This is a genomic window from Myroides sp. C6-3 (genome assembly GCF_050522425.1).
Classification (GTDB): domain Bacteria; phylum Bacteroidota; class Bacteroidia; order Flavobacteriales; family Flavobacteriaceae; genus Flavobacterium.
The window spans coordinates 31,463-58,024 of record NZ_JBMVQP010000003.1 but is presented as its reverse complement, the minus strand read 5'-3'; the positions used below and the strand labels follow the sequence as shown (position 1 = coordinate 58,024).

Annotated in this window: 18 protein-coding genes and 1 tRNA gene; 14 read left to right on the top strand and 5 right to left on the bottom strand. The window is 38.2% G+C overall.

What is annotated here, in order from left to right; genetic code table 11:
• Positions 1–52: 52 nt before the first annotated feature.
• From ACPDG9_RS02140 to ACPDG9_RS02115, 6 genes are all read left to right on the top strand, one after another.
• Positions 53–5,704, top strand: coding sequence for a DUF11 domain-containing protein (locus ACPDG9_RS02140; RefSeq protein ID WP_430526174.1), 5,652 nt, complete (start codon positions 53–55; stop codon positions 5,702–5,704).
• A gap of 32 nt (positions 5,705–5,736) precedes the next feature.
• A complete protein-coding gene (locus tag ACPDG9_RS02135; RefSeq protein WP_430526173.1) occupies positions 5,737–7,434 on the top strand; it encodes a hypothetical protein in 1,698 nt (565 codons plus the stop codon).
• A gap of 83 nt (positions 7,435–7,517) precedes the next feature.
• Positions 7,518–8,123, top strand: a complete 606-nt coding sequence (locus ACPDG9_RS02130; RefSeq protein WP_430526172.1) for a hypothetical protein — start codon at positions 7,518–7,520, stop codon at positions 8,121–8,123.
• 6 nt (positions 8,124–8,129) lie between these two features.
• Entirely contained in the window at positions 8,130–9,383 is a 1,254-nt protein-coding gene (locus ACPDG9_RS02125) for a gliding motility-associated C-terminal domain-containing protein (RefSeq protein WP_430526171.1), read from the top strand.
• Positions 9,384–9,391: 8 nt separating this feature from the next.
• On the top strand, positions 9,392–10,324 hold the full coding sequence (locus ACPDG9_RS02120) for a PorP/SprF family type IX secretion system membrane protein (RefSeq protein ID WP_430526170.1): 933 nt from the start codon (positions 9,392–9,394) through the stop codon (positions 10,322–10,324).
• 17 nt (positions 10,325–10,341) lie between these two features.
• Positions 10,342–12,315, top strand: a complete 1,974-nt coding sequence (locus ACPDG9_RS02115; RefSeq protein WP_430526169.1) for an OmpA family protein — start codon at positions 10,342–10,344, stop codon at positions 12,313–12,315.
• Positions 12,316–12,430: 115 nt separating this feature from the next.
• Here ACPDG9_RS02115 and ACPDG9_RS02110 read toward each other — a convergent pair whose 3' ends face one another.
• On the bottom strand, positions 12,431–12,799 hold the full coding sequence (locus tag ACPDG9_RS02110; protein WP_430526168.1) for a hypothetical protein: 369 nt from the start codon (positions 12,797–12,799) through the stop codon (positions 12,431–12,433).
• 380 nt (positions 12,800–13,179) lie between these two features.
• Between ACPDG9_RS02110 and ACPDG9_RS02105 the strand changes: the two genes are divergently transcribed.
• Positions 13,180–14,493, top strand: coding sequence for a phosphatidylinositol-specific phospholipase C domain-containing protein (locus ACPDG9_RS02105; RefSeq protein WP_430526167.1), 1,314 nt, complete (start codon positions 13,180–13,182; stop codon positions 14,491–14,493).
• 114 nt (positions 14,494–14,607) lie between these two features.
• Positions 14,608–14,907 (top strand): hypothetical protein, encoded by a 300-nt coding sequence (locus ACPDG9_RS02100; RefSeq protein WP_430526166.1) that lies wholly within the window; start codon positions 14,608–14,610, stop codon positions 14,905–14,907.
• 136 nt (positions 14,908–15,043) lie between these two features.
• Here ACPDG9_RS02100 and ACPDG9_RS02095 read toward each other — a convergent pair.
• The 3 genes from ACPDG9_RS02095 to ACPDG9_RS02085 all read right to left on the bottom strand — a co-directional run bounded on the left by ACPDG9_RS02095 (position 15,044) and on the right by ACPDG9_RS02085 (position 17,189).
• Positions 15,044–15,117, bottom strand: a tRNA-Met gene (locus ACPDG9_RS02095).
• Between the two features lie 204 nt (positions 15,118–15,321).
• On the bottom strand, positions 15,322–16,557 hold the full coding sequence (locus ACPDG9_RS02090) for an MFS transporter (protein WP_430526165.1): 1,236 nt from the start codon (positions 16,555–16,557) through the stop codon (positions 15,322–15,324).
• Between the two features lie 20 nt (positions 16,558–16,577).
• Positions 16,578–17,189 carry a thymidine kinase gene (locus ACPDG9_RS02085; RefSeq protein ID WP_430526164.1) on the bottom strand — a complete coding sequence of 204 codons (612 nt, stop codon included), beginning with the start codon at positions 17,187–17,189 and terminating at the stop codon, positions 16,578–16,580.
• Positions 17,190–17,290: 101 nt separating this feature from the next.
• On the opposite strand from ACPDG9_RS02085, the gene ACPDG9_RS02080 reads away from it, so the two are divergent.
• From ACPDG9_RS02080 to ACPDG9_RS02055, 6 genes are all read left to right on the top strand, one after another.
• Entirely contained in the window at positions 17,291–18,613 is a 1,323-nt protein-coding gene (locus ACPDG9_RS02080) for a hypothetical protein (RefSeq protein WP_430526163.1), read from the top strand.
• Positions 18,614–18,617: 4 nt separating this feature from the next.
• The gene (gene rsmI / locus ACPDG9_RS02075; RefSeq protein ID WP_430526162.1) at positions 18,618–19,289 is read left to right on the top strand and encodes a 16S rRNA (cytidine(1402)-2'-O)-methyltransferase; all 672 of its coding nucleotides are present in this window, start codon (positions 18,618–18,620) and stop codon (positions 19,287–19,289) included.
• A 269-nt stretch (positions 19,290–19,558) separates the two neighbouring features.
• Positions 19,559–19,984, top strand: a complete 426-nt coding sequence (locus ACPDG9_RS02070) for an OsmC family protein (RefSeq protein WP_430526261.1) — start codon at positions 19,559–19,561, stop codon at positions 19,982–19,984.
• Positions 19,984–21,684 carry a single-stranded-DNA-specific exonuclease RecJ gene (recJ, locus tag ACPDG9_RS02065; protein WP_430526161.1) on the top strand — a complete coding sequence of 567 codons (1,701 nt, stop codon included), beginning with the start codon at positions 19,984–19,986 and terminating at the stop codon, positions 21,682–21,684. Before ACPDG9_RS02070 ends, recJ begins: the two co-directional genes overlap by 1 nt.
• Before the next feature lie 42 nt (positions 21,685–21,726).
• Positions 21,727–22,716 (top strand): aspartate-semialdehyde dehydrogenase, encoded by a 990-nt coding sequence (locus ACPDG9_RS02060; RefSeq protein WP_430526160.1) that lies wholly within the window; start codon positions 21,727–21,729, stop codon positions 22,714–22,716.
• A 290-nt stretch (positions 22,717–23,006) separates the two neighbouring features.
• Positions 23,007–23,666 carry a DNA-binding response regulator gene (locus ACPDG9_RS02055; RefSeq protein WP_430526159.1) on the top strand — a complete coding sequence of 220 codons (660 nt, stop codon included), beginning with the start codon at positions 23,007–23,009 and terminating at the stop codon, positions 23,664–23,666.
• A gap of 33 nt (positions 23,667–23,699) precedes the next feature.
• Here the strand turns inward: ACPDG9_RS02055 and acnA are convergent, their stop codons facing one another.
• Positions 23,700–26,432, bottom strand: a complete 2,733-nt coding sequence (gene acnA / locus ACPDG9_RS02050; RefSeq protein ID WP_430526158.1) for an aconitate hydratase AcnA — start codon at positions 26,430–26,432, stop codon at positions 23,700–23,702.
• Positions 26,433–26,562: the final 130 nt, after the last annotated feature.

The following is a 26,562-nucleotide window of genomic DNA, read 5'->3' as shown; positions in this document are numbered from 1 at the left end:
TATACACCTTACACGAAAATTTTGAAAAAATAATATGTTTAACACACAACACATGAAAGTGAAAACTACTTTTTCCCTCTTTATGAGGATGTTATTGTTTCTGGTACTCTTGGTACCGTTGGTCCATGGATATGGACAGCATAGGGTCTTTGCGCGTACGCTTGGGTCTTATACAAATGTTGACAATCAAAATAATGCAGTTGATGGTAATCTTACAACCTCTGCAACATTAAACGCAAGCAGTAGTAATGGAGTTCTTGAAGTCAAATTTAATGAGGACATTCAGAGCAATCAGTCGGTTTTTATTAAAGTTAGAGCAGATGATGAAAATAAGTTATTGACGCCACTTTTAGGAGGAACCTTAGGGGGATTATTAGATGGTTTATTAGATGGTTTATTAGGTCATCATGTCTTTACAATTGAGGCTTACCATAATTCGACATCTGTTTTATCAGAGACCTCAAATACCTTAACTCAAAACAGTCGCTTGAGAATTGTGCAAGATAAAAATGGAGATTTTCTTATTTTGCTAAATGCACCATCGGCTTTTAATAAAATAAAAATTAGCAATTCAAATAAGGGGTTACTTACTTTACTCACCACGGCAAAATTAGATGTTTTTGGAGCGTTTTATGATACTGGTAATTATACTAGATGTGAAAAACCAGTGGGAACTTCTTATGATTCCCAAGGAATTGAAATTTCTCTTTTAAAAGGGTTGGTAAAGAATGAATTCCATAAAGCCATTGATAATGATGTAGATACTTATTCAACATTGAAAACAGGTGATTTATTGAATGTAAATGTTGGAGGATATATTTCTCAATATTTTTACTTTTCTAATTTATCGAACGCTGAAGACACGTTTAATATTAAAATTGGTACTCATTCAGATTCAGGTTTAATTAACGTAGATTTAATTAATTCCCTAGAAGTAAGAGCTTATAATGGCTCTGAAGTAGTGTACACCCGCGTACTAAAGGGTGGGCTGCTAAATGGAACGGATATTTTAGGTCTACTTACAGGTGAGGCAACAGGTATATTAACTTTTGCTCCTGGTAAAGCGTTTGACAAAGTTGAAGTTCGCGTCAATAATACAGTAAATGTTGGAGTCTTAGAAGGAGGTGTGCGTATTTACGATGTAGAGCGTTATGACGGAGCTACTTGTATTAATGCAAATGTAGATGTGCCAGATCCAACACAAGTTCCTTTTGAAACAGCGAGTTGTGCTACTTCTTTAGTAGATTTCCACAATGTGGATTTTGCAACGAATGTGTTAGACAATAACAATGAAACTTATGCAACGCTTTATGCGGATGCAGGTGTTTTATTGTCTTCACCTGCCTCAAAAGGAATGATTCACATGGCATACGGATCAAGTGTTTCTGCGAATACAACTTCTTATATTCGAATTCATACAGATTCTGAATTATTAAGTGGGTTACTTGGTGGAACACTCGGAAAATTTGTAAATGGTATTGTCGGTTCCTTACTCGGCAACCACTACTTTGAAGTAGAAGCATTGGATGGTGTAACAGCAACGTCTACTGTTGTGGCAAGTGCATCAACCCAAAATGGAATTTCTTCTCAAACAGGAGGAAAAATGAAGATTGTACAAGATAAATTAGGACGCTATTATATTGCCTTTACACCTAATCAGTCCTACCGTAGTATTCGCATCACAAATCGAGTGACGAGTATTTCAAATGGAGAAATGCGTACGTTGAAAGTGTACAATATGTGCCGTGAAATCGGAACTGATTTATGTTTCCCTCCACAGTTCACTTCTTATGATGAATCAGGGTTGAACCTAAGTATTGCTAAAGAAGCAGGAGTAATCAATCCATATTATGCAATTAGTGGGAACTCTTCTCAATATTCTGAAATTAGCACGGGTACAGTTTCTGTTGCTGGAATCGTTAAACAAGCAATTTACTTTAATAAACCTTCTCAAGTTGGAGATCAACTAAAGGTTCGTTTGCAATTGAATTCACCTAGTTTATTGTCTGCAGAATTATTAGGTGGTTATAAAATAGTTACCTTCTTAGGTGACCAACAAAAAGAATCATTCACGCTTCAACAAGGATTGATTAACAATCTAAATGCGTTGAATTTACTTCAGTCGGGGGGGATTCAAACCTTGACTTTTGATACAGCGCAAACCTTTGATCGCGTTGAAATTCAAGTAGGAACAACAGTAAGTGCATCACTTGTATCAAGTATTCGCTTGTACGATGTTAAACGTGTAGGGGCTACTTGTCCTGAAACAACTACTCCTTCTCCTTTTATCGCTCCAGTTTGTGCAACCAACCTCTTGGAAGCAAGTAACGCTAATGATATCGATAACCTATTTGATGATAACTTTGATTCTTATGCAACCTTGCAATCGGGATCGGGTATTTTATTGGGACTTGGAAATAAATTTGAAGGGTCCGTAGAGCTAGGATATGACGCTCCTGTGCCAGCAAACACAACTTCGTATGTTCGCGTGGATTTTGAAGATGCTGAATTGAATAAATTACTGGGCGGAAGCTTAGGGAATTTGCTTTCTGGTGTATTGAATGGATTGGTATTTGGCAAACACGATTTTGAAGTTGAAGTGAAAGATGCTCAAGGAGCAATCATTTTAAATGCCGGAACACGTGAAACATCTTCTTCTACTAGTAATGGGAAAATTAGAGTTGTTGTTGATAAATTAGGTCGTACCTATTTAGCGATTACACCGACAAGTGCTTATAAATCAGTTCGTATTATTGATAAAACTAATAGTGCACTAGGTCTTTTAGCACAACCAAATAGCATGAGTGTCTACGGAATGTGCTATGAAACTGCTTCAGAGGCTTGTGTTGCTCCATTCGTTACTTCATTTGAATATGAGGGAGTTAGTTTGGATGTGACAGATTTAAGCGGTGGTGGAGTACAATATCCAGAACGCGCCATTGACGATAATTCTACGGATGGCTCACAAATGAGTTTGGGTACGATCAACGTAGATGGAAGTGTAAAACAATGGTTTTATTTTAACTCGCTCTCTGAAATAGAGGATGTAGCCAACATTCGATTGAAAACAGGTACTGGCGCTATTGCAGTTCCTTTGTTGGAAAAATTAGAAATTAAAGCCTACAGAGGAGATACGTTTGTGGATCAACTGAATTGGAATAATGGCTTATTAGAAGGAACTGAAATTGCTAATCTATTAGGAACAGGATCTCTAGTGGATATCCCTTTTAAACCAAATGGTCAATATGATCGCATTAGCGTTGGATTAAAAAGTATGGTTAATGTTGGCGTGCTTTCAGCTCTTGAAATTTATAAAGTTGAAAGACTTTGTAGTCCATTTGGATCGGATCAAAACTTAATATCGTGGAAATCATACAAAGTAAATGATAATGCTGCTACTAATACTGTATCAGGAGGAGAGCAAATCGAATATACGATTCACGTGAAAAACGTTGGTTCAACAGTAGTTAATCAATTTTCACTGTTTGATCGAATCCCTGTAGGTACATCTTTTGATACTGATTTTTCCAATGGAACGTTGTCTGTTACTAGAGATCTAATAACCTATAATTTCTCCGGTACGATGACACCAGGAAATGAGCAAAGATTTGTTTTCACCGTGAATGTGAACCCTACATTAGAGGGGATCTTACAAATCAAGAATACCGCTTATACTAAAGAAGAGGGAAGCATTATTTCATATCCTTCCTTCCCTCCAGTGGATAATATCAACCCTACTGAGCCAGATGTAACAAAGAGCCCAGGAACAATCATCAGAGTAACGCACAATACGACATTACCAAAGGCGATTATCACTTCAGATCAAGCCAATGCGTTATGTTCAGAAACAGAATTTACGTTAGACTCTAATAAAGGACCAGCCGAGGCAGATACCTACCAGTGGTATGTAGATGATAGAGTGATAGATGCAACAATGGCAGGGTCGACCAATCCGAATTACGGAAAGGAAAGAACATTAACAACAAATTATCCAGGTAATTATACGGTTGTTTATACAAAAGGAGCCGAAGTTTCAGTTCAATCAGATCCTTTTGTTGTGACTCAACTTTCTACACCTGAAATTTCGTTTTCAGGAAGTCAACGTATTAATGTAACTATTCCAAGAGATCAAAATGCAGTAACGGTAACCTTGCCAACAGCTACTGTTGTGGGAGGAAATGGAACTATAAAATGGTATAATCATAATGCTGTAGAATTTGCTGGTACATCAATAGAATTTACGACACCTGGGGTTTATACCTTAACTGTAGTGGCAACTTCGGGTACTGGATGTGAATCGTTTGAGAATGTAATGATCACGGTTTATGATGATAGTTTATGTCCTCCAACGATAGAAAGAGTATACGCTACGGGTTCATCAAGCTGGGGATCTATCATCACGGGAGGAGTTAGTGATACAGCTAACACCATCGATGGAGATCCAACCACGCATTCAACATTAACAACAGGTATTGGACTTTTAGGAATCGGTACCGTATGGCAAAACATCAATTTTGAAGAAGAAGTGGCTGCGGGTACTCCTGTGACCATTAAACTTGGAAAACAATATAGCGGGTTGATGCTAGCTGGAGGGATCTCTGTGGTAGGATTAGATGCTGATGGTAATACCATCGGAACATTAAAGTCCGTTCAAGGGGGGCTATTAGATTTATTAGCCGCGGATAATGTGGTTGAATTTACTTTCGTGCCTTCGAATAAGAATGGACCTCAAAAGTATAAAGGAGTTCGCGTTTCTCAGGGATCTTTGTTGAGCGTTGCTCAAATCGCTAAGGTTTATCATGTCTATCACACGAAAAATGTAAGTGCATTTTCGCCTGAATATTGTGAACCAGTTTCAGATAATGTACATCCGGCAGTACTAGATGTATTACATGGAGTACAAGATTTAGGTATAGGTGCAGCAAGTGCTACGGCTTCTGTAGTCAATCCATGGAATGCCGTGGATGGCAATCTCGAAACGTATGCTATGATAGTTAGAGGTGTTGCGGTATTGAATGCAGCCAGTTTAACCGTAGTCTTCAAACAACAAGCCATGCCAGGTGATAAATTACACATTGTAACAGAAGTTCCTGGAAACCCTATTTTGAGTTTAGAATTGATTAAAGGATATAAGATTCAACGCTATTTAGGGGATCAAAAAGTAGGAGAAGAGATTGATGGTAGTAGTGGTTTTCAATTCCTGGATTTAAAGTTACTCGGATTGGGATACCGCAATAAGTATAAAATGGTCATCCAAGAAATTGACCAACCGTTTGATCGCGTGAAAATCTCATATGGAAGTGTCGTAGGGGTATTAGGAAACTTTACCAAAATCTATGAAGTAACGGTGGCGCCTCGAGTGGATGTGGGAATTGATATCGAAGAGGAATATTTAAACCTATGTAGAGGTGGCATATTAACGATTAAAGCAAAAGATAATTGTTCTACCTATGAGGTTTATGCCGAAGAAACAGGGGGTACGCCCCTGCCAACAGAAGGGGAAAATAACTTCAGAATACCTTATCATTTGCCTGAATATCAGGATGAATTACCAGAGAATGCTGGTTTAGGGCCAAAATACAGTGTTGTCTATGTACAAACCTATAGAAATGGCTGTGTTATTGGTAGAAGACTACCTATTCGCTTAACATTAAAGAACTGTTCAGTAAAATCAAACCTGAACGTCACACAAAAAATTAAATAAAGAATACATAAGAATAAAAAATATCAGTTAAAATGAAAAAAATCACATTATTAGCAGCAGTTTTAGGAGCATCGTATTTTGCAAATGCTCAAGTTGGTATCGGAACTCCAACACCAGCTACTTCTACACAGTTAGAAGTAAAAGCTACAGACAAAGGTATTTTGATTCCTCGTGTTGCATTAACAGCAATTAATGTATTTGACCCCATTAAAGGAGCACAAGAAGAAAGTTTATTAGTATACAATACCAATGAAGTAAAAGACAATGCAGGTGTTATCACTTTGGCAAAAGGATTTTACTATTGGACAAATAACGAGTGGAATAGAATCGTTGGTAAAGCTGAGTTAGACACAGTAATTGAAAACTTAGGCGATAATATTACCAATATTGAAGGCGATATTGAAAATTTACAAGCTGTAATTAACTACATCCTTCCTTCAAATCCTTCAAATGATGATACTGCACCACAAACACATACTACAGTAGTGTATGAAGGAGGTAAATTTTATACCGTAACATACGACACGGTTAATAATAAGTACACAAGAGGAGAAATCAATTTTGAGGATCTAGTAAACGGAGTTGAAACGAAAACATTCATGAAAGAGGTAATCGTGAACAACAAAGTAGTAGGTGTAATTTATTTTTCTGAGCAAACGATTCTTGATTGGTTAGCAGCAGATGATGCAAATACAGTAGCTAACATTCTAGATAATGCTCCGGGGGCAGTATTTATCGATGTAAAAGGTACGGTAGTTAAGAACATTCAAGAAATCCTAAACTCATCAACTACGATTCAAGAAGGCGATAAAACGTTTACTTCTGTTGTTGAATATTTACAGTATATCACTCAGTTCTCTGATGGAAATGTAATCTATACTGAAATTGAAGATCCAACCGATGCAACAAAGAAAATTTGGGTATTCCAATATTGGGATGGTACAGCGTACCAAACAATTGATATTCAGGATTTAGTAAGAGAAACAGAAACACCTACACAAATCAGACGCTCTGAAGTGGTGACAAGTGGAACATTACCGGCTTTTGAAGCGGTTCGTACGGCACCAGTAGCAGGAGATGTAAAACAAGGTGAAATCTTCTATGAGTACAGTGCTGAAGGAGATCAGAAAGATTATATCAACATGACGGAAGACATCTTAAACTCAATCAACAATAACGAAGAGATTAAGAATGCGATTACAAATGTGTTGAACCAAGGGGGGAACGTTTACTTTGGAGATCACGATGGAGATGACGCAACTCCTCATGTATTCTATCAAGTGATTACCGATTCTACTGGAACAAAAACGAATAAAGAAATTGAATTACCAGCCTCTTTCTTGGTTAACTTGATTAAGAAATTCAAAGACATCATCAAACAAGAGCTAGGTGACCACATCACAAACGAAGGTGATACCGTTTACACGGGAGATACCTACAATGGACACAAAGTGTATTTAGGGAAAGGTGCAACAACAATCGAAGAATATTCTGCGATTGCTAGTCCTGTAGCACTAACCTTAGCAGATAGTGTGAACATTAGACAGGTATTGTCAATAAAACTGCTTACAACAGCAGGGCATATTGTTACTTCTAATACAACAGACGTTGTAATAAATGGAAATAAGATTGCCTTTAATATCGGTGTGGGTAATCAATATATGATGTTGAAACCAGGTGCTTACGAAGTTGTTGTTGAATTCACTTCAAATGAAGAAGTAGAACTATAATTTAAATTAATCAATAGCGAAATGATGGGGAACTAGGAGGGGACCCCAAGCCCCATCATTTTAAATTTAAACAAAACAATAAGATGAAAAAGATATATTTAGGTTTTTTATTTTCGGTATTGAGCACTGTTGCTTTTGCTCAAACAAAAGTAGGAGGATCTCCTAAGATTAACCCGGATGCTATGCTTGAAATTGAGGCATCAACTAAAGGATTGCTATTGCCGAGATTAGAGTTGGATAGTACAACAAATGCTCATCCTCTGACTGATCATGTTGCTGGTATGACCGTTTACAACATCAAAAGACAAAATGATGTTGTGCCAGGATTTTACTATAATGATGGTACGAAATGGCAGCAGATGGTAACTTCAGATAATAAAGCAGTGAAGTTTTTCTACATGCCTTCCATTGTTTTTAATACGGAAACAAATGGCGCTGGAAACAAAGATTTGTACCAAGAATATGTGAATCAATTTACGTTAGCGGGTAATACCGCTAGTAGCATTGGAGCACCTGCTGTAATACCTCATTTTCCAGAAGCAACTGATTTATACTACTACGTAACAGATTACGATACAACGGTGTTTTCGAACATCGTCATTCAGGAAGATGGAAAAATGACATATGAGGTAATTGGAACGGGTAATCCTTACTCGATGATGAATATTGTTTTCGTTGTTAAAGAGTAAGGAGGGATGAAAATAAACCACAAAATCTTGCTTGGCTCTTTGGTCATGACGGGTGGTTTAGCGTTTGGACAAACCGTTAATTACGGCGGTTTGTACATTATGCCTAATACAGAAGTGGCAACGCTATTCTCCTTGGAAAACAAAGAAAACGGCATGGTGTTTAACAACGGTACGTTGTATGTACACCGAGATCTGACGAATAACGGACTATTCGATTTCAGAGAAGAAGGCAAACTGAAAACATCAGGAAAAACGATTTTTACATCCGATCAAAAACAAGCCATCGATGGTAGTCAATTGATTCGTTTCAATCACCTTGAGTTTAATAATGCAACGGCGGAAAGTGCTTTTTATGTCGCAAATGAAATTGCAGCAAAAGGTGATGTTGATTTCGTTGAGGGTATTGTAACGATAGACGCGGAAAAAGGAGCTTTTGCCTTTTTAAAAGGAGCAAAGGCGAACAAGGCAACAGACGGAAGTCACGTCGATGGAACAGTGGATAAAGTTGGTAATGAAGCGTTTACTTTTCCGATCGGAAACAAAGGATACTATCGTGCTGCTTCGATCACTGCACCTGATAAAGAAGACGTCTATGTTGGTGCTTATCAGTATGACGATCAGGCCTTTTTTAAAGCACATACTAATGCCTCTGGGGTCATTAACACTTTAAATACAAAGGAGTATTGGTATGTTAGCAAAGGAAGTAAGGAAGAAAAGAACGTCATTCTGGAACTGACTTGGGATGAACGTACGACTGCAGCAGAAGTGCTAAACAGCCCAGAAACAGATTTGCACATTGTCCGTTGGGATGAGGAGAAAAAAATATGGGTAGACGAAGGTGGAATTGTAGATGTCAGTGCGCGTCGTATTACGACTCCCACATCGGTGAAAGGTTTGGGATACTTTACCTTGGCAACCGTAAAGACAGATTGGTTGCTAGAAGGTGATGTTGTGATTTACAATATTGTTACAGCTGATGGCGATGGAGTCAATGACTATTTCCTTATCGACAATATTCAGCGATTCCCAAACAACAGCGTTCAAATCTATAATAGATGGGGAGCAAAAGTCTTCGAAACTAGAAATTACGACTCAAACGGAAATGTATTTGATGGGTATTCTAAAGGAAAAATGACGCTAAATGATAGCGAAAAACTTCCTTCAGGAACCTACTATTACGTGATCGTTTATGAAGTAGTAAAAGATGGAGTGTCGAGAACGATTAAGAAAGCCGGGTATTTACATTTAGAAACAAATTAATAATAAGGATGAAATTTATAAACAAACTCAAAAAAGTTGGTATAGCCTTAGTATTAATAAGTGCTGCTCAACAAGGTTTTGCTCAACAAGAACCGCAGTTTGCCCAATACATGTACAATACGTCTATCTATAATCCCGCTTATGCTGGGAATAGAGAAGTATTAAGTTTATTTGGAAACTATAGAACGCAATGGGTAGGATTAGACGGTGCGCCTAAAACAGCCAGTTTTTCTCTTTCTACACCTATTAACGATTCCAATGTTGGAATTGGATTCTCTTTTGTCAATGAGAAAATCGGGATCATGGACGAGAATAATGTCGCAGTAGATGTTTCCTATAAAGTAAAACTAAACCACCACTATCAGTTGGCATTTGGATTAAAAGCATCAGCCGATCTATTAAATGTCGACTATGCTAAAGGGCATCCTTTTGATCCTTCAGATGTGAATATTCAAGAAAATATCACCAATAAATTTACCCCTAATATCGGTGCGGGAGTTTATCTCTATTCAGATCGTTCCTACTTGGGGTTGTCTGTACCTAGTTTCTTAGAAACACATCGTTATGATGACAACGAGGTGACAACTATGAAACAACGCATGCAGGTGTATTTAATGGGGGGATATGTATTTGAAATCAATCCTGATGTGAAGTTCAAACCGGCTTTCTTGATGAAAGCAGTACAAGGGGCGCCTTTACAATTGGATGTAACAGCTAACTTTTTGTTTCTTGACAAGTTTACAGCAGGAGTTGCTTATCGTTGGGATGCAGCAGTTAGCGGATTAGTCGGATTCCAGATTAATGAAACGCTGTTTGTAGGGTATTCTTACGATGCGGATACATCCAAATTGCGTCATTACAACAGTGGATCGCATGAGTTCTTCTTGCGTGCTGATATTTTTAATCGATACACGAGAAAAACTTCTCCGCGTTTCTTCTAACCTAAAGATGATAAATTATGCAAAAAAGATTAATGACTTTACTCGTTTTATCTTCCCTCGCGTTTACAACATCTGTCGGATGGGCTCAAGAAAAACGCGAGAATAAAGCAGATCAAAGATTTGAAAAATACGAGTATATCAATGCTATAGAAATCTATGAAAAAGCAGTTGAAAAGGGATTCAAGAGTGTAAACACCTTGCAAAAACTTGGAGATGCTTATTATTTCAATGGAAAGCTGGTGGAAGCGAACAAATGGTATGAAGAACTGTTTCAGTTTGCCACAACCAGTCAAGCGTCCATAGAATCAGAGTACTACTATCGCTATGCGCAAACGCTACGCGCAATGCAACAGTATGAGGAGGCAGATGCCTATACGGCTAAGTTTACTGCTATGGAACAAAGTGATTCTCGTGCTCAATTGTTTGAGGCAAACAAGAGTACTTATAGAGGCGATATTGAAAAGCGCTCTAATCGGTATGAACTAGGTACTTTAGAATTAAATAGTGCGTATTCAGATTACGGTGCTACAATCTATAAAGGGCAATTGATTTATACCTCGGCAAGAAATTCAGCTGAGGTTTCGGGTAACAAAGTACACAAGTGGACCAATGAGGCCTACACGAGTTTGTATGCTGCTACAATCAATAACGACGGGAGCTTTGAGGATCCTCAATTGTTTTTGCAACAAGAGGATCAAACGATTAATCAATCCACTGCGGTTTTTACTAAAGATGGAAATACGATTTATTTTACCCAAAATGCTACAGCCATTAAAGATGATGTGCAACAAAATAGATACAAAAATGCTTTGCTGCAGTTGTTCAAAGCTACTCGAATGGAAGATGGTTCTTGGGGCAAACCGATGGCATTGACGATTAATGATCCTAAGGCAAACAATGCACATCCCGCATTGACTCCTGATGATAAATGGCTGTACTTTGTTTCGGATCGAAGTGGGTCAATCGGACAAAGTGATTTGTTTCGCGTTGAAATACTCGCCGATGAAAGTTTTGGTACTGTAGAAAATGTAGGGAAGCAAATTAACACAGAAGGAAGAGAAACATTTCCGTTTATTTCTAGTGATTATATGCTGTACTTCTCTACAGATGGCCGACCTGGTTTAGGTGGATTAGACATCTTTATGGCTAAGATTCATGTCGATGGTTCTTTTGGTACAGTTGCCAATATTGGCGAACCCATGAATAGTCCAAGCGATGATTTTGGCTACTATTTTGATCCAAAAGCAAAGAAAGGTTTCGTTAGTTCTAATCGAGCAGGAGGAACAGGAGGAGATGATATCTACTTTGTACAAGAGAAGAAAGAGATCATTTGTAAACAACATATTGAAGGTTGGGTATTCAATGCCTCTACCAGAGCGTCTCTAGCAGGTAGTACGATCACCTTGTATGATGCAACGTATACGGTTCTGGATAGTATTCAAGCTGATGATCAAGGAAAATTTGCACTTGCGGATTTAGATTGTGGTAAAAAATACCGTCTAAAAGCAGAAGCAGTAGGATTCCAAACCAAGGAAATTGCTCAAACAATGAGTTTTGAATTACAGGCTGTCAACCAAGTGGAAATTGGACTTGATCCTGTACAAGAAATCATCACAGAAGACGACGATTTGTTCAGAAAATTGAAATTACAACCGATTTATTTTGATTTTGATAAAGCGAATATCCGTCCGGATGCCGCAGCAGAATTAGCGAAGGTAGTTGAGGTATTAAAGCTATATCCAAACATTAACCTAGATGTTCGTTCGCATACGGACAGCAGAGGTAATGACACGTACAATATGAAGTTGTCTGATCGCCGAGCAAAATCAACCCTGAAGTGGATGATTGATCAAGGTATTGATCCAGATCGTCTCACAGGAAGAGGATATGGAGAAAGTCAATTGATTAATGCGTGTACAAACGGAGTCCCTTGTTCCAAAGAACAACACCAAGAGAATAGAAGAAGTGAATTTATTATTGTGAAAATGTAAGTTCAGGGCCGCTATAAACAACAAATCTTAATTCCCATTAGGGCTACTTATTTTGAGTAGCCCTTTTTTTATTTTTCAATTCTATAAAAAAAAGCTCTATTTGGAGCTTTTCGTTTTATACTTGTTCAATATTAGGAGGGGGATCTACTAGTGTTATATATGGATTCGAATGGATGACAGGTTGGTAGAAGTACTGCTTGTGTGAAAGATAAAGGCGCTTTGTAGTTTGCGCTTGCTCTGCTGTTTGTGCAATAAAGAATGTTTCACAGCTAATGTTAGTCGCTTTACAGCTTTTACTTTTGGTGGTTTTCTCCGCATGGTCTGCGGAAGAATTTCCTAACTGATATACATACATAGTGGCAATCGGACAAAAGGAAACCTTCGACTCACAATCCTGTTGGGTGAAAAAATTAACCTTTTCTGCACCTAACAACACAAATAGGAGACACAAAAATTGGGCGATATGTCGATTGTACTTCATCATGAATAACGCAAATATATTTAGTTTTTGGAAATAGACTCGTCTTTTTAGGTAAAGTTTAGGAAGGAAAAAGAATGAAAACGCATTCTACCTCTTAAATAATTGGATCGCATAATCACGATCCAAAGGCATAAGTACTTGTAAAAAAAAATGTTTCCTGATAAAAAGCTAGGGCACAATATTTGTTTATAGAGTATAAAAATAGTGGGTTTTCTAGTTCCTGCTATTTAGTGTGCTTTCGTCTTGTAAAACGACAAATAAGACGAGTCAATCTTGCCTTTTAGTCATAAATCCATAGTAGAATAGCTGTTTTTTGCTAGCGATCTAGAGCATAGGCTATCCTTTATGAAAGTTTAAACAAATTAATTTCAAAAAGATGATATATGAGATATTCATTGTTAAGTGATACAAAAAATTGGATGAGTTGTATCGAAGATAGTAAGAGCATTGCTCACATGTCAATACCAGGAACTCATGATAGTTGTGCCCGAAAAGGGCAGTCTGGACAAGCTCCAGGAATTGATAATTATGTTGCTGCGCAGAATGCTGACTGTACCATAAAAAAACAATTGGAAGATGGCATTCGCTATCTCGATATAAGATGCTGTGTAATTGATGGCGTATTTACTATTCATCATGGGCAATTTTATCTGAACATTAATTTCGGAGATGTGCTGATTCAGTGTTTAGATTTCTTGGCTGCAAATAGTTCTGAAACTATTATTATGAGAATTAAACAAGAAAATTCTTCGGCTTCAGATGAGGAATTTCTGACTGTTTTTAATACGAAATATGGCGAATACCATAAAAACATGTATTTAGAATCCTCTATTCCTAACCTAGGAGACGTAAGGGGAAAGATAGTGGTTCTTTCTAATGTATATAATGTTCCAGGAATACCTTATAGTTCAATTAAAGTACAAGATGATTACTTTGATACATCAGTATCGAGTAAGAGAGGGAAGATTGCTAGCTTGGCTATTGAATCTGCTAAAGCAAATAGAAATAACAGTAATCCTTCTTTATACCTAAATCACTGTAGTGCAACAAAACCCCCCTTGTCGAGTCCCAAGTCATTTGCAGGGGTATTAGTACCAGCTATTACCCGTGATTTTAAAGAGGGGTTGGCTGCAGGGGAGGTAGATAATTCTCGCAACGAAGCGCCGCATATCGGTATAATTGCCATGGATTTCTACACCAGCGATTTAGTTGCTGAGATACTAAAAAGAAACGAAAATAAGTACTGTAAAGAGCTCCCTATTTACTCGATCTGTAACAATTACTATGGGCAACATTACTTTTATGCTTCCTTATATATGGATACTGCTATGAAAAGACGACAGGTGTTTGGTTGGGAGCCAGGAGGTAAGGTTACTAATGGTTTTTGGATGTTAATTCCATCTGAGAATACGAATGAATACTATATCTTTAATACCTATTACAAGGAATTTTTATACGCTAGCTCATTTGTTACAGACAACAGGAGAACGGTTTATACCTGGATTGATGCGGTGCCAACTGTCGAGAGTAGATGGACTATAACCAATGGTAATATACACAATGTTCATTACGCTTGTAATCTTTATGAAAGTAGTCTGTCTTTTTCTTCTGATCGAAAACTTGTTCCTTGTTGGGCCCCAGGTGTAAGTGTATTACAAGATACGTGGAATTTGGTATTGGAGAACAAATCGTTGTGATGTTAGGTGCGGATTAGAATCTGTGGTATCAGTATTTATTTAGCAGTAAAGCATTAGCCTTACTCAATTGTCCTCCATTCACAAAAAACAAAAAACACTTGAGAAGAATAGCTGTTGGGAAATGGACTCGCTGATAATACGGCTGTCGTTCATATGATTTTTGACCTCTTGTGTGCCTCTTATGAAGTTGAGGTATTGAGAGAGCTGTATGAAGAAAGTTTTAAGAATGCGAAAGTCAAAACGAGGGGAGTGAAAGGGAGTGAATACGAAGTGGATTACATTTCATTCTTAGCTGTGGATATTGATCTACCTACTACCTTTTTACTTTATAGCGCTGATGGAAACGATAGAGAGCAGAAAATCAATCAGATTTATAGGGATTCACTCTTATACAAATTGCTCCATCAAGACTAAGAAGTGAAATACAGGATTGAGAGTGAATTTGGGCTAGCTTTGATTTAGAAGGAAGTAATCAAGCGGATTTGTAGTTTGTGTGTATAAAAAAGTAATAAAAAAAGACTTAATCTCTCGATTAAGTCTTTTTACCTTGTAGCGAAGACGGGAGTTGAACCCGTGACCTCAGGGTTATGAATCCTGCGCTCTAACCGACTGAGCTACCTCGCCATATATTGGACTGCATTATTTTGTTAATGCGAGTGCAAATATAGAACAAATTACATACAATGCAAGGCTTAAACGCTCGATTTTATTTAGACTTTTAAATTTTAACATATATTTTTTAGACCTATAGCGCTATCCTGTTTGTAATCAATAACTAAGGATATATCCTATAATGCAGTAAAAAATATAGAATTGCAACTAGAGCGCCTACACTTTCGGTTGAATCATTTTCCCAACAGTATAGTTTAACCCAAAAGCGGAAATCAAAAAGATAGATCCCATAACAATCCACAATACATCATAACTAAAATAGGAAACGAGTTTTGTACCTAAAATAGGAGAGATGATGAATCCAACGGCAAAAGTCAAGCCGTTTACTCCCATATAGGAGCCTTTACTGCTGTCATCTGCACGCATAGCCGTTACCGTTGAGGTATAAGGGAAGATCAACATTTCCGATACACTTAATAGGGTAATGGATAAAATGATGGATACAATACTATAATCCAGAAGGAAAATTAAAAAGGCAAAAGGAGCAACTAGCGCACCATAAAAAATTGTTTTTTGAGTAGTCAAATGACGTTCTGCTAAATGTACTAATAGCATTTCTGTCAAGAAAATCAACAATCCACTGTACCCCAATACGAGTCCAATTTGAAACTCATCCAAACCTCCTACTTTTTCATAGAAAATAGGTAAGGTGCTAAAAAGTTGTAAAAAGGCGATGGAATATAAAGTACAGAAGAAACTGTAAAACAAGAATAATCCATCTTTATAAGGGGATTGGCGTTTCGTACCTGATGAACCTAGGGAAATATCTTGATCCTCGTCAATCGATACCGTTGGCTTAGGGTTTTCTTTGCGTCCTTTGAAGAAGTAGATGAATACAACTGCTGCGAAAAAAGCAGCACCCGCATTGATGTAAAATAATAAGGCATAAGAAATGGCAGCTAACATTCCACCCATAGCCGGACCAATGGAAAATCCAAGGTTAACCGCCATGCGGTTTAAGGAAAAAGCGCGCGTAATATTTTCAGGTCGTGCGTATTTTGTAATAGCAACAGAGTTGGCAGGACGAAACATTTCACTGATGGTACTTTGAACAAAAATCATCAAAGCTAAACTAATGACAGAAGTAAAGTGAGGCAGTAAAATGAACATAGGAATACTTCCAAGTAAACTCAAATACTGTAGTTTGTAGTTGCCGATCTTATCCGTAATCCAGCCACCCAACATAGAACCCGTCATCGAACCAAGTCCATAACAAGCTAACACATAACCCGTTTGTTCATCTGTAAAATGGAGTTCTTTAGTCATGTAAACACCTAAGAAAGGAAATACCATCGATCCAGCTCTATTGATTAACATGACAATGGCTAACATCCAAGATGCTGAGGACAAACCTCGATAAGAGTCTAGATAAATTTGGTATATTTTTCTCATAAAGCGTTTAATCTATATAATCAGGGTTTGGGTTTTTCTTTTTTTAGCTCCTCAGCTTCTCGCATGGCGTTGTAATACGCCGCTCTACTCAAAGGTTCATATTCTTCCGTCTCACCAAGCATAACAATATCTTCACTCGCTGCTTTTCGGTAGCTATAGTGAGCCAAGTTACCAGTGCGTGTACATACCGCGTGTACTTTAGTGACATATTCAGCAGTAGCCATCAATGCTGGCATTGGTCCAAATGGATTTCCCTTGAAGTCCATATCCAAACCCGCAACGATAACGCGAATACCTGAATTAGCCAATTCGTTGCAAACGTGAACAATCTCCGCATCGAAGAATTGGGCTTCATCGATCCCTACAACATCACAACCACTCGCTAAGATTCGAATGCTATCCGCAGTGGGAACAGGCGTCGATCTTATCTCATTCGCATCGTGTGATACTACGTATTCATCGTGATAACGCGTGTCTACGGCAGGTTTAAAAATTTCGACTTTTTGTTTGGCAAATTGCGCTCTTTTCAATCGGCGAATCAGTTCTTCCGTTTTTCCAGAAAACATTGATCCACAGATTACTTCGATCCATCCAAACTGCTCTTTGTGATTAACAGGAATTTCTAGAAACATTTTGTAATTTTCGGGCTGAAACCAGTAGTTTTTTTGTTACTTTGTGAAGGACAAATTTATCAAAAAAAGCTTGTATAATTTACTAAATGAAATTAAAAGTTATGAAGAAAGTCTTAGAGGCAGAGTTGTTGAGCATCGTTCATCGCGTATTGCAGATGAAAGATACGGATGTGGATAAGTTGTATGTTGAAGCAAAAGAGCTATATGAAAAGCTTCAAATTCTAAAATTTTACCAAGATAACCTAGCGTTAGGACTTGTAAAAGACATCACTGAAGATCAATTAGTAGAAAAATTAAGTGGGTTGGCGTTTGTGGATACAGCCAAGCAAGAAACAGGAGCTGTTGAGCAACCTTGGATTGAAGAAGAGGAAATGCGATCTCAGATTCCCGCGGATTTAATCGTTGAAGATTATCCTATTGTTGTAGAGGCTGAAAAAGAAACGGTCGTTCATTTCGAATCGTTTACGGAGGCTAAGGAAGAACAAGCAACCTTAGAGGAAGAAAGGACAGAAGAAGAGCAAGATAAATTTGAATCCGAAATCAAAGAAGAAGAGGAAGTCCAAGAACAACCTCAGTATAGTGATAAGTTGCTAGCAGAGGAGGAGATCACAGAGGAAGCTGATATTGAGATGGAAGTGGCACATGCCATCGAGGAAGAGGAACTTGAAATCACTTTTGAGGAAGAGGAAGAAGATGAGGAAGAAGAAATGAACACAGACGAAGATACCTTGCCATCTTTTGAAGAGGAAGAATTAGCAGGTCAAGGGGGAGCGGAAGTATTAAACCCCTCGACTTTTGAATTAGAAGAAGAGAAAATTGTAGAAGAAGATGTTTTTGTGTCTTTAACTACTGATCAAAGAGAAGATAATCCCTTTGAAGGATTCGATTTTGGGGAAATAGAGTTCATTCGCGTGGAAGATATTGCAAAAGAAGATGCGATTATAGTAGACGACCACATGTTTGAACGCCTTGGAACAGAACAACCTACAGCGACAGAACAACCTACAGCAACAGAAGAAGTACAAGATACAACTAGTTTCTTCGCACAACAAGAAGTTGAGCAAGAAGAGAAGGGAGAGACTCACACAAAGGAAGAGGAAAAAGCGGAGAATCAGCAAAATATGCTGTTTAACTTGGATCAAGTATCCGTTAGAGAGCCTCGCATTGTCAAGAAATCAATCAATGATATTTATCGCGGTACGATCATGGTAGGATTAAATGATCGCATTGCCTTTGAGAAGCATTTGTTCTCTAATAGTTCAGAAGATTTTAATCGCGTGTTGTCTCAATTGAACACGGTGAGTACATTTGATGAAGCAAAGAGTTTTGTAGAACACTTGGTGAAGCCAGAATACAACAACTGGGAAGGAAAAGAAGAATATGCAGAGCGCTTTATGGCGCTAATAGAAAAGCGTTTCGAATAAGATTATGGGGAAATTATACGTTGTACCAACTCCGATTGGCAACTTAGAAGATATGACCTTTCGTGCCATTAAGGTATTAAAGGAGGTCGATTATATTTTAGCAGAAGATACGAGAAATAGTGGCAAGTTGTTGAAGCACTTTGAGGTGAATACGCCCATGATGAGTCATCACATGCACAACGAACACAAAACCGTAGAAGGTTTAGTGAAACGGATGCAAACTGGCGAATCGTTTGCTTTAATTTCGGATGCAGGAACACCTGCGATATCTGATCCAGGTTTTTTACTGACGAGAGCCTGTATTGAAAACAACGTCGAAGTAGAGTGTTTACCTGGAGCAACGGCCTTTGTGCCTGCTTTAGTTAATAGTGGATTACCCAATGATAAATTCGTGTTTGAAGGTTTCTTGCCCGATAAGAAAGGACGTCAAACGCGTTATTTGCAATTAGCGGAAGAAACACGAACGATGATTATTTATGTCTCTCCGCACAAATTGGTAAAAACGCTAGGAGAGTTTCAAACTTATTTTGGTGGTGATCGCATCATCTCTGTTTCAAGAGAACTGTCTAAATTACACGAAGAAACCGTAAGAGGTGAGGTGGTGGAAGTACTCCAACACTTCGAAGAAAAACCCCCTAAAGGAGAAATTGTTGTCGTAGTGGCAGGAAAGAAATAAAAAGGAAAAGGAGTTGTAACTGTAAAAGTTTAACTCTTTTTTTTATGTACTACTAGTGATGTTGTTCTACGGATCAGTGCCAATTGCACAAGATAAGTCTCTTGAAAAGGCGTGCGTAAAAACTAAAACTAAGTTTTGTTGCCGTTTTTTATTCTGTTATAGAGGGGTATATTAGAAAAAACGTCCCCTGATTTACCTTAATTATTAACGTTTCGAAAAGGTTAATCCTTAATATTTTTTGATACATTTGATAAAAATGAGAATAAATGATGTCACATAAAGTTACCACTACTTGGTTAGAGAATATGCAATTTGAATCAACGAATCCAAGTGGAGAAACCATGCGAATTGATGCTGGACCAGAAAATGGAGGAGATAATAAGGGTTTTAGACCCAAAGCGTTGATGTTGTCTGCATTGGCTGGTTGTTCTGGCCTGGATGTAGCCTCTTTAATCAAAAAAATGAGATTGGATGTAACCGATTTCAAAATTGAAACAGAAGGAAAATTAACAGAGGAAGATCCTGCTGTTTATCATACCGTTATTGTAGATTACCACTTTTATGGTCCTAATTTAGATGAGGCCAAGCTTAAAAAAGCAGTGGATCTATCGGTCGAGAAATATTGTGGGGTAATGCATATGTTTACGCAGTTTGCGAAAGTAGAAACCAATATTTATTACCATAAAGGACAATAATGCGGTGGACATTAAAAGAGATAAAAGATCAAAAAAGCGTTAATCATTTAGTTCAGGTGTTGGGGATTGAGCCTGTTTTAGCTCAACTTCTCGTTGATCGAGGGATTACCACCTACCAAGAAGCAGAACGTTTTTTTCGTCCCTCTTTGGCTGATTTACATGATCCGTATTTGATGAAAGATATGGATAAAGCGGTAAATCGGATAGAGGAAGCTATTTCGAATGAGGAAAAAATAATGGTTTTTGGCGATTATGATGTGGATGGAACGACGGCTGTAGCGTTGGTGTATTCGTATCTCCAATCCTATTATCCTGACGTAGATCGCTATATACCGGATCGCTATAAAGAAGGTTATGGTGTTTCTTATCAAGGGATTGATTATGCTGCAGCTAATGGTATTCAGTTGATTATTGCACTAGATTGTGGAATCAAATCCATTGAGCACGTAGAGTATGCCAAGCAAAAAGGAGTAGATTTTGTTATTTGCGATCATCACTTGCCTGGAGAACAAATTCCCAATGCAGTAGCAGTATTAGATCCAAAACGAGAGGATTGCACTTACCCCTATGATGAATTGTGTGGTTGTGGAGTAGGATTTAAATTGGTACAAGCGCTGGCTGCTAATCGAGGGTTGACCATCGAGGATTTGATTCCTTATCTCGACCTTGTTGTAACCGCTATTGGAGCGGATATCGTTCCAATCACCGGGGAAAATAGAGTGTTAGCCTTTTTTGGTTTGAAGGTAATCAATAGCAAGCCAAGACCAGGTATTCAAGCCTTGCTTAATGTGTATAAGCAAAGCAGCTACACGGTTAGTGATCTTGTTTTTAAAGTTGCACCCAAAATCAATGCTGCAGGAAGAATTCAGCATGGTAATTACGCCGTGGACCTGTTAACGCGTTTCTCCATAAGAGAAGCTGAAGAAACGGCACAAATGATTATTGCCTTTAATGAAGAACGCAAAGTATTAGATCAAAATATAACCGAAGAGGCTAAAAGTCAGATTGTTGAAAACAAAGAAATCAATAGTAAATCAACTGTTGTTTTTCAAGAATCATGGCATAAAGGTGTTATTGGTATTGTAGCTTCTCGCTTAATTGAAACGTATTATCGGCCAACGGTTGTGTTTACGGCAAGTGGAGATGTGTTAGCAGCTTCTGCACGTTCAGTGAAAAACTTTGATTTGTATGCTGCTTTAGAAGCGTGTTCAGATGAGTTAATTCAATTTGGTGGACATATGTATGCTGCTGGAATGACGTGTAAGAAAGAGAACTATCACAACTTTAAAACAAAATTTGAGGCAGTGGTTTCAAGCACGATTCAAGAACGTGACTTGATTCCAGAAGTGGAAATAGACGCGATTTTAAATTTTGGAGAGATCACGCCGAAATTCTGTCGTATCTTAAGACAGTTTGAACCTTTTGGCCCAGAAAATATGAGTCCTGTGTTTTTGACCAAGAATGTGTATGATACAGGATATGCCCGCGGACTAGGAGCTAATCAAGAGCACTTAAAAATGTACGTGAGACAACGAGGAAATCTAGACAATGGTTTTAGTACCATCGGTTTTTCTTTCGGTAAATTTTTGAATGAGATACAAAACCGCGCTTTTTTCGATTTAGTTTATTCGATTGAAGAGAATGAGTGGAAAGGAGAAGTGAATAATCAGTTGCAAATTAAAGATATGCAGTTGGTGTAGAGTAAAAAAGAGTAACCAATATATAATTTTTATTTTTTTAAAATGAAAGTAGCAGTAGTAGGCGCTACCGGAATGGTAGGAGAGATTATGCTAAAAGTCTTAGCAGAGCGCAATTTTCCAATAACAGAATTAATACCTGTGGCTTCCGAACGATCAGTGGGAAGTGAGATTGTATTTAAAGGAAAAAAGTTTGTAGTACAATCAATAGCCGAAGCTGTCAAGATGAAACCGGCAATTGCACTTTTTTCTGCAGGAGGGTCTATTTCTTTAGCATGGGCACCAAAATTTGCTGAAGTTGGTACGGTAGTTATTGATAACTCCTCAGCATGGCGAATGGATCCGACTAAAAAACTAATCGTTCCGGAGATTAATGCATCTAGTTTGACTAAAGCAGACAAGATTATTGCCAATCCAAATTGCTCAACGATTCAGCTAGTGATGGCATTAGCCCCACTACATGCAAAATACAACGTCAAACGCGTGGTTGTTTCGACCTATCAATCCATTACAGGGACAGGAGTGAAGGCAGTGAAACAATTAGAAAATGAATATGCAGGTGAAAAAGGAGAAATGGCGTATGCTTACCCTATTCACCGCAATGCAATTCCGCATTGTGATGTATTTGAAGCCAATGGATATACTAAAGAGGAAATGAAGTTGGTCAATGAAACAAAGAAAATTTTAGAAGATGACACGGTTTTAGTAACAGCGACAGCCGTGCGAATTCCTGTTGTTGGCGGACATAGTGAAGCGGTTAATATCGCTTTTGAACGCGATTTTGAAGTAGAAGATGTGCGTCGTCTCTTACATGAAACGCCAGGAATTGTTGTACAAGATAATTTAGATACCAATACGTATCCTATGCCTATTTATGCTCAAGGAAAAAATGAGGTTTTTGTTGGGCGTATTCGCCGTGATGAAACGCAACCAAATACCTTAAATATGTGGATTGTCGCTGATAACTTACGAAAAGGAGCAGCAACAAATACCGTTCAAATTGCAGAGTATTTAATCGCTCATGGACTAGTATAAGGAAAGGAATAGCAGATAAAAAAGGTCAACTAGCATGTTAGTTGACCTTTTTGTTTACAATGGAGGTCCTTTTGAGATGGATTTTTATCCTTTTGGGATAAAAATCAATAAATGTGAGGAAGTAAACAAGATGGAACTTGGTTTTTTCACTACATTAGTGACCAACAATAGTTGATACTATAAGTAACTGTAGCGCAAGTTTACTTACTTTCTATTGTATCTTTTGGGGAATTGATACGTAGTGCACACTGAGTAAATAGACTTGTATTCGAGATATTAAAGTTCGTGGTATGAAAAAAATTTTGTTAGTAGACGATCATCCTTTAATTGTTGAGGGATATCGAATGGCTTTGCAAAGTAATGAGACATTTGCTCAATTTTTTGTCTTTGACAAAGCCTTTGATTGTACAGAAGCAAAACAAAAAATTGATCAAGCAAATGAGAGAGGAGAACCGTATGAACTAGCGCTTGTCGATTTTTCACTTCCCAAAGGACCAAATTCGGCTTGGGAAGATGGAGGTGATATTATTCGGTATATCAAAAAGGAAATGCCTTCTTGCCGAACGATCACAATCACAGGACGTACGGAAATATTGACTATTTACGAAATTGTAAAAAATATTCGACCAACGAATATTATCGGCAAAAATGAAATAACACCTCAAGTACTCCTAGATTTTGTGCGTGCAGTGCTTAGAGGTGATTCTTTTCAAAGCCCATTAGTCAAACAATGTTTAGAAGAAATGGTACATAAAGAAGTGATGTACGACGATTACAATCGAGCGATATTAATTTTGTTAGCCAAAGGACATAAGCTCATTGATTTAGAACGTCATATACCTTTATCTGCTCCAACAATAAAAAAGCGAATTGCTAAAATTAAAGTTGCTTTTGGTTCACCTGATTCAGCTACTTTAGTACAAGAAGCGATTAAACAAGGGTTTGTTTAAAAAAAGGCTGCTCTCCTGAACAGCCTTTTTTACTTAGTTTTTGAGGAAATCCCTCAATACATACTGAAGAATTCCATCATTTTTATAGTATTCAATTTCAATCAAAGAATCAAATCGAGCTAAGGCTTGGAATTTAATTACCTGATTTGCTTCGTTTGTGGCAGTTACTTCTACAACTTTATGTGGAGTAAGGTTCTGAGCTAATCCAGTAATGGTATATGTTTCTCTTCCAGTTAACCCTAAACTTTCCGCTGATTGGTTAGGCATGAATTGCAAAGGAGCGATGCCCATTCCAATTAAGTTACTGCGGTGGATGCGTTCAAAACTTTCTGCGATAACGGCTTTGATCCCCAGTAAATAGGCTCCTTTGGCAGCCCAATCACGGGAAGAACCACTACCGTATTCTTTTCCTGCAAGAACAACCAATGGTGTTTCTGTTTCCTTGTATTTCATGGCTGTATCGTAAACTGTTAACGATTCATTTGTGGGAAAGTAAGTACTGTATCCTCCTTCGCGCTGTGCAACTTTGTTTTTAATGCGCACATTGGCAAACGTACCGCGCATCATCACTTCGTGATTTCCACGTCTCGATCCATAGGAGTTGAAATCTTCTGGTTTAACCCCTTGAGAAAGAAGATATTTTCCAGCAGCAGATTCTTCGTTAAACGATCCGGCTGGCGAGATATGGTCTGTTGTTACAGAGTCGCCTAGGTAAAGTAAGACTCTAGCACCGTTGATGTCTGTTAACGGTTTAGGCTCTTTAGGTAAGTGCTCGAAAAATGGAGCATGGCGAATATAAGTTGATGCTGGATTCCATTTAAAACTAGCTCCTGTTGGTACTTGTAGGTTCTTCCAGTTCTCTTCGCCTTCGAAAATTTGATCGTAAACTTCTTTAAAGTCCTCTCGTTTTAAGGAGTCGTTAATTACTGCTCTAATCTCCTCATGTGTAGGCCAGATATCTCTTAGATAAACCGGCTCACCATTGGGGTCGTAATCCAAAGGATCTGTCAGTAAGTTGATGTCAACACGTCCTACTAGAGCGTAGGCAACAACCAGCATAGGAGACATCAAGAAGTTCATTTTGACTTGTGGATGCACCCTTGCTTCAAAGTTTCGATTCCCTGATAGTACGGAGGCTACTACAAGATCTCCTTGTGTGACTGCCGCTGCAATAGGCGCTGGTAGTGGACCACTATTTCCAATACAGGACGTACAACCATAACCAACCGTGTGGAAACGCAAGGCTTCTAAATCTTCCGATAAGCCAGAGCGGTCCAAGTAATGCGTTACAACTTTTGACCCAGGGGCTAAACTCGTCTTTACCCATGATTTTGTGCGCAATCCACGTTGTATCGCTTTGCGAGCAACTAGTCCTGCACCAATCATTACTTCTGGATTTGATGTATTTGTACAGCTCGTAATAGCAGCTAAAACAATACTACCATCACTGACTACATATTCTTTGTTTTTCTGTTTGATGCGTACTGCATGCATCGCCTCTTGGACAACTTCTGTTGGTTGTTCTGTTGTTGCTTCTCTTTGTTTATAGCTATACTCCGTTCCAGAACCTCCTTCAGATAACCAAGCTGATTCACGTCTATCTTTGATCGCTACATAGGCGCGATTGTACTCTTCTTCTAATAACGTAGAGAACGTTTGGTCTAATTCGCGTACGAGAATTTTATCTTGAGGGCGTTTAGGGCCAGATACCGTAGGTTCAAGTGTATTCAAATCAACTTCTACAACAGCAGAATAAACAATATCTTCTTTTCCTGTTCTCCACAACAGATTCTCTTTGCAATATTCTTCGACCAATTGTACGTGCTGTTCTTCTCTATTGGTTTGACGCATATAGTGTAAAGTTTGATTGTCGATAGGGAAATACGTTACCGTACAACCAAATTCGGGAGACATATTAGAGATTGTCGCTCGATCTGTCACGGATAAATGATCCAATGCATCACCGAATACCTCGACAAATTTTCCTACAACACCCTGTTTGCGCAACACTTTAGTAATAGATAGTACCATATCCGTTGCTGTTGCGCCTTCTGGAATTTTACCAGTTAGTTTCAGCCCTACAACCTCTGGGCAAGTAAAGTAAATGGGCTGACCAAGCATCGCAGCTTCCGCTTCAATTCCTCCTACACCCCAAGCAATTACCCCAATTCCATTGACCATTGGGGTATGAGAATCTGTTCCTACTAAGGTATCAGGAAATAACCAACCATCTCGATTGATGACTCCTTTCGCGAGATACTCTAAATTTACCTGATGGCAAATACCCATCCCAGGAGGAACAACAGTAAAGCCTTTCAATTCTTGTTGTGCCCATTTGAGCAATTCATAACGCTCTGCGTTTCGCTCATATTCTTTGGTTACATTTTCTTTATAGGAATAATCCGTTCCGTAGTAGTCAACTTGTACAGAGTGATCAATAACAAGATCGACGGGAATAGCTGGGGTAATCTTTTCTCCATCTTTCCCTTGACGTACATATTCTGCACGTAAGGAAGCAAGGTCTACAACACCAGGTACACCTGTAAAATCCTGCATTAATACACGAGCAGGTTTGAAGGGAATATCTTTATCTGTGGGTTGCGGTTGCCAATTGACTAACGTATCAATATGCTCATCCGTAATAGCAAATCCGTCGTGATTTCTCAATACATTTTCTAAAAGAATGCGAATTGAAAAAGGCAAGCGATGGATATCTTTGCCTTCATCCTGTAGCTTTTTCAGCGAAGCTATTTTGTAATTTCTCATAATTGTTAGTTTTTCCCAATTTACGAAAAAAAAGTGGTTTTTTCTGTCTTAAAAGGAGGTTAATTCCTGATTTAAAGCTTAAAGGGGAGGAAGGCGTATGATAATTGTCATTTTTATATAGGAGGAGAAG

Coding starts and splice junctions, on each gene's coding strand:
- ACPDG9_RS02140 (WP_430526174.1), top strand. CDS start 53: ATGAAAGTGAAAACTACTTTTTCCCTCTTTATGAGGATGTTATTGTTT.
- ACPDG9_RS02135 (WP_430526173.1), top strand. CDS start 5,737: ATGAAAAAAATCACATTATTAGCAGCAGTTTTAGGAGCATCGTATTTT.
- ACPDG9_RS02130 (WP_430526172.1), top strand. CDS start 7,518: ATGAAAAAGATATATTTAGGTTTTTTATTTTCGGTATTGAGCACTGTT.
- ACPDG9_RS02125 (WP_430526171.1), top strand. CDS start 8,130: ATGAAAATAAACCACAAAATCTTGCTTGGCTCTTTGGTCATGACGGGT.
- ACPDG9_RS02120 (WP_430526170.1), top strand. CDS start 9,392: ATGAAATTTATAAACAAACTCAAAAAAGTTGGTATAGCCTTAGTATTA.
- ACPDG9_RS02115 (WP_430526169.1), top strand. CDS start 10,342: ATGCAAAAAAGATTAATGACTTTACTCGTTTTATCTTCCCTCGCGTTT.
- ACPDG9_RS02110 (WP_430526168.1), bottom strand. CDS start 12,799: ATGATGAAGTACAATCGACATATCGCCCAATTTTTGTGTCTCCTATTT.
- ACPDG9_RS02105 (WP_430526167.1), top strand. CDS start 13,180: ATGAGATATTCATTGTTAAGTGATACAAAAAATTGGATGAGTTGTATC.
- ACPDG9_RS02090 (WP_430526165.1), bottom strand. CDS start 16,557: ATGAGAAAAATATACCAAATTTATCTAGACTCTTATCGAGGTTTGTCC.
- ACPDG9_RS02085 (WP_430526164.1), bottom strand. CDS start 17,189: ATGTTTCTAGAAATTCCTGTTAATCACAAAGAGCAGTTTGGATGGATC.
- ACPDG9_RS02080 (WP_430526163.1), top strand. CDS start 17,291: ATGAAGAAAGTCTTAGAGGCAGAGTTGTTGAGCATCGTTCATCGCGTA.
- rsmI (WP_430526162.1), top strand. CDS start 18,618: ATGGGGAAATTATACGTTGTACCAACTCCGATTGGCAACTTAGAAGAT.
- ACPDG9_RS02070 (WP_430526261.1), top strand. CDS start 19,559: ATGTCACATAAAGTTACCACTACTTGGTTAGAGAATATGCAATTTGAA.
- recJ (WP_430526161.1), top strand. CDS start 19,984: ATGCGGTGGACATTAAAAGAGATAAAAGATCAAAAAAGCGTTAATCAT.
- ACPDG9_RS02060 (WP_430526160.1), top strand. CDS start 21,727: ATGAAAGTAGCAGTAGTAGGCGCTACCGGAATGGTAGGAGAGATTATG.
- ACPDG9_RS02055 (WP_430526159.1), top strand. CDS start 23,007: ATGAAAAAAATTTTGTTAGTAGACGATCATCCTTTAATTGTTGAGGGA.
- acnA (WP_430526158.1), bottom strand. CDS start 26,432: ATGAGAAATTACAAAATAGCTTCGCTGAAAAAGCTACAGGATGAAGGC.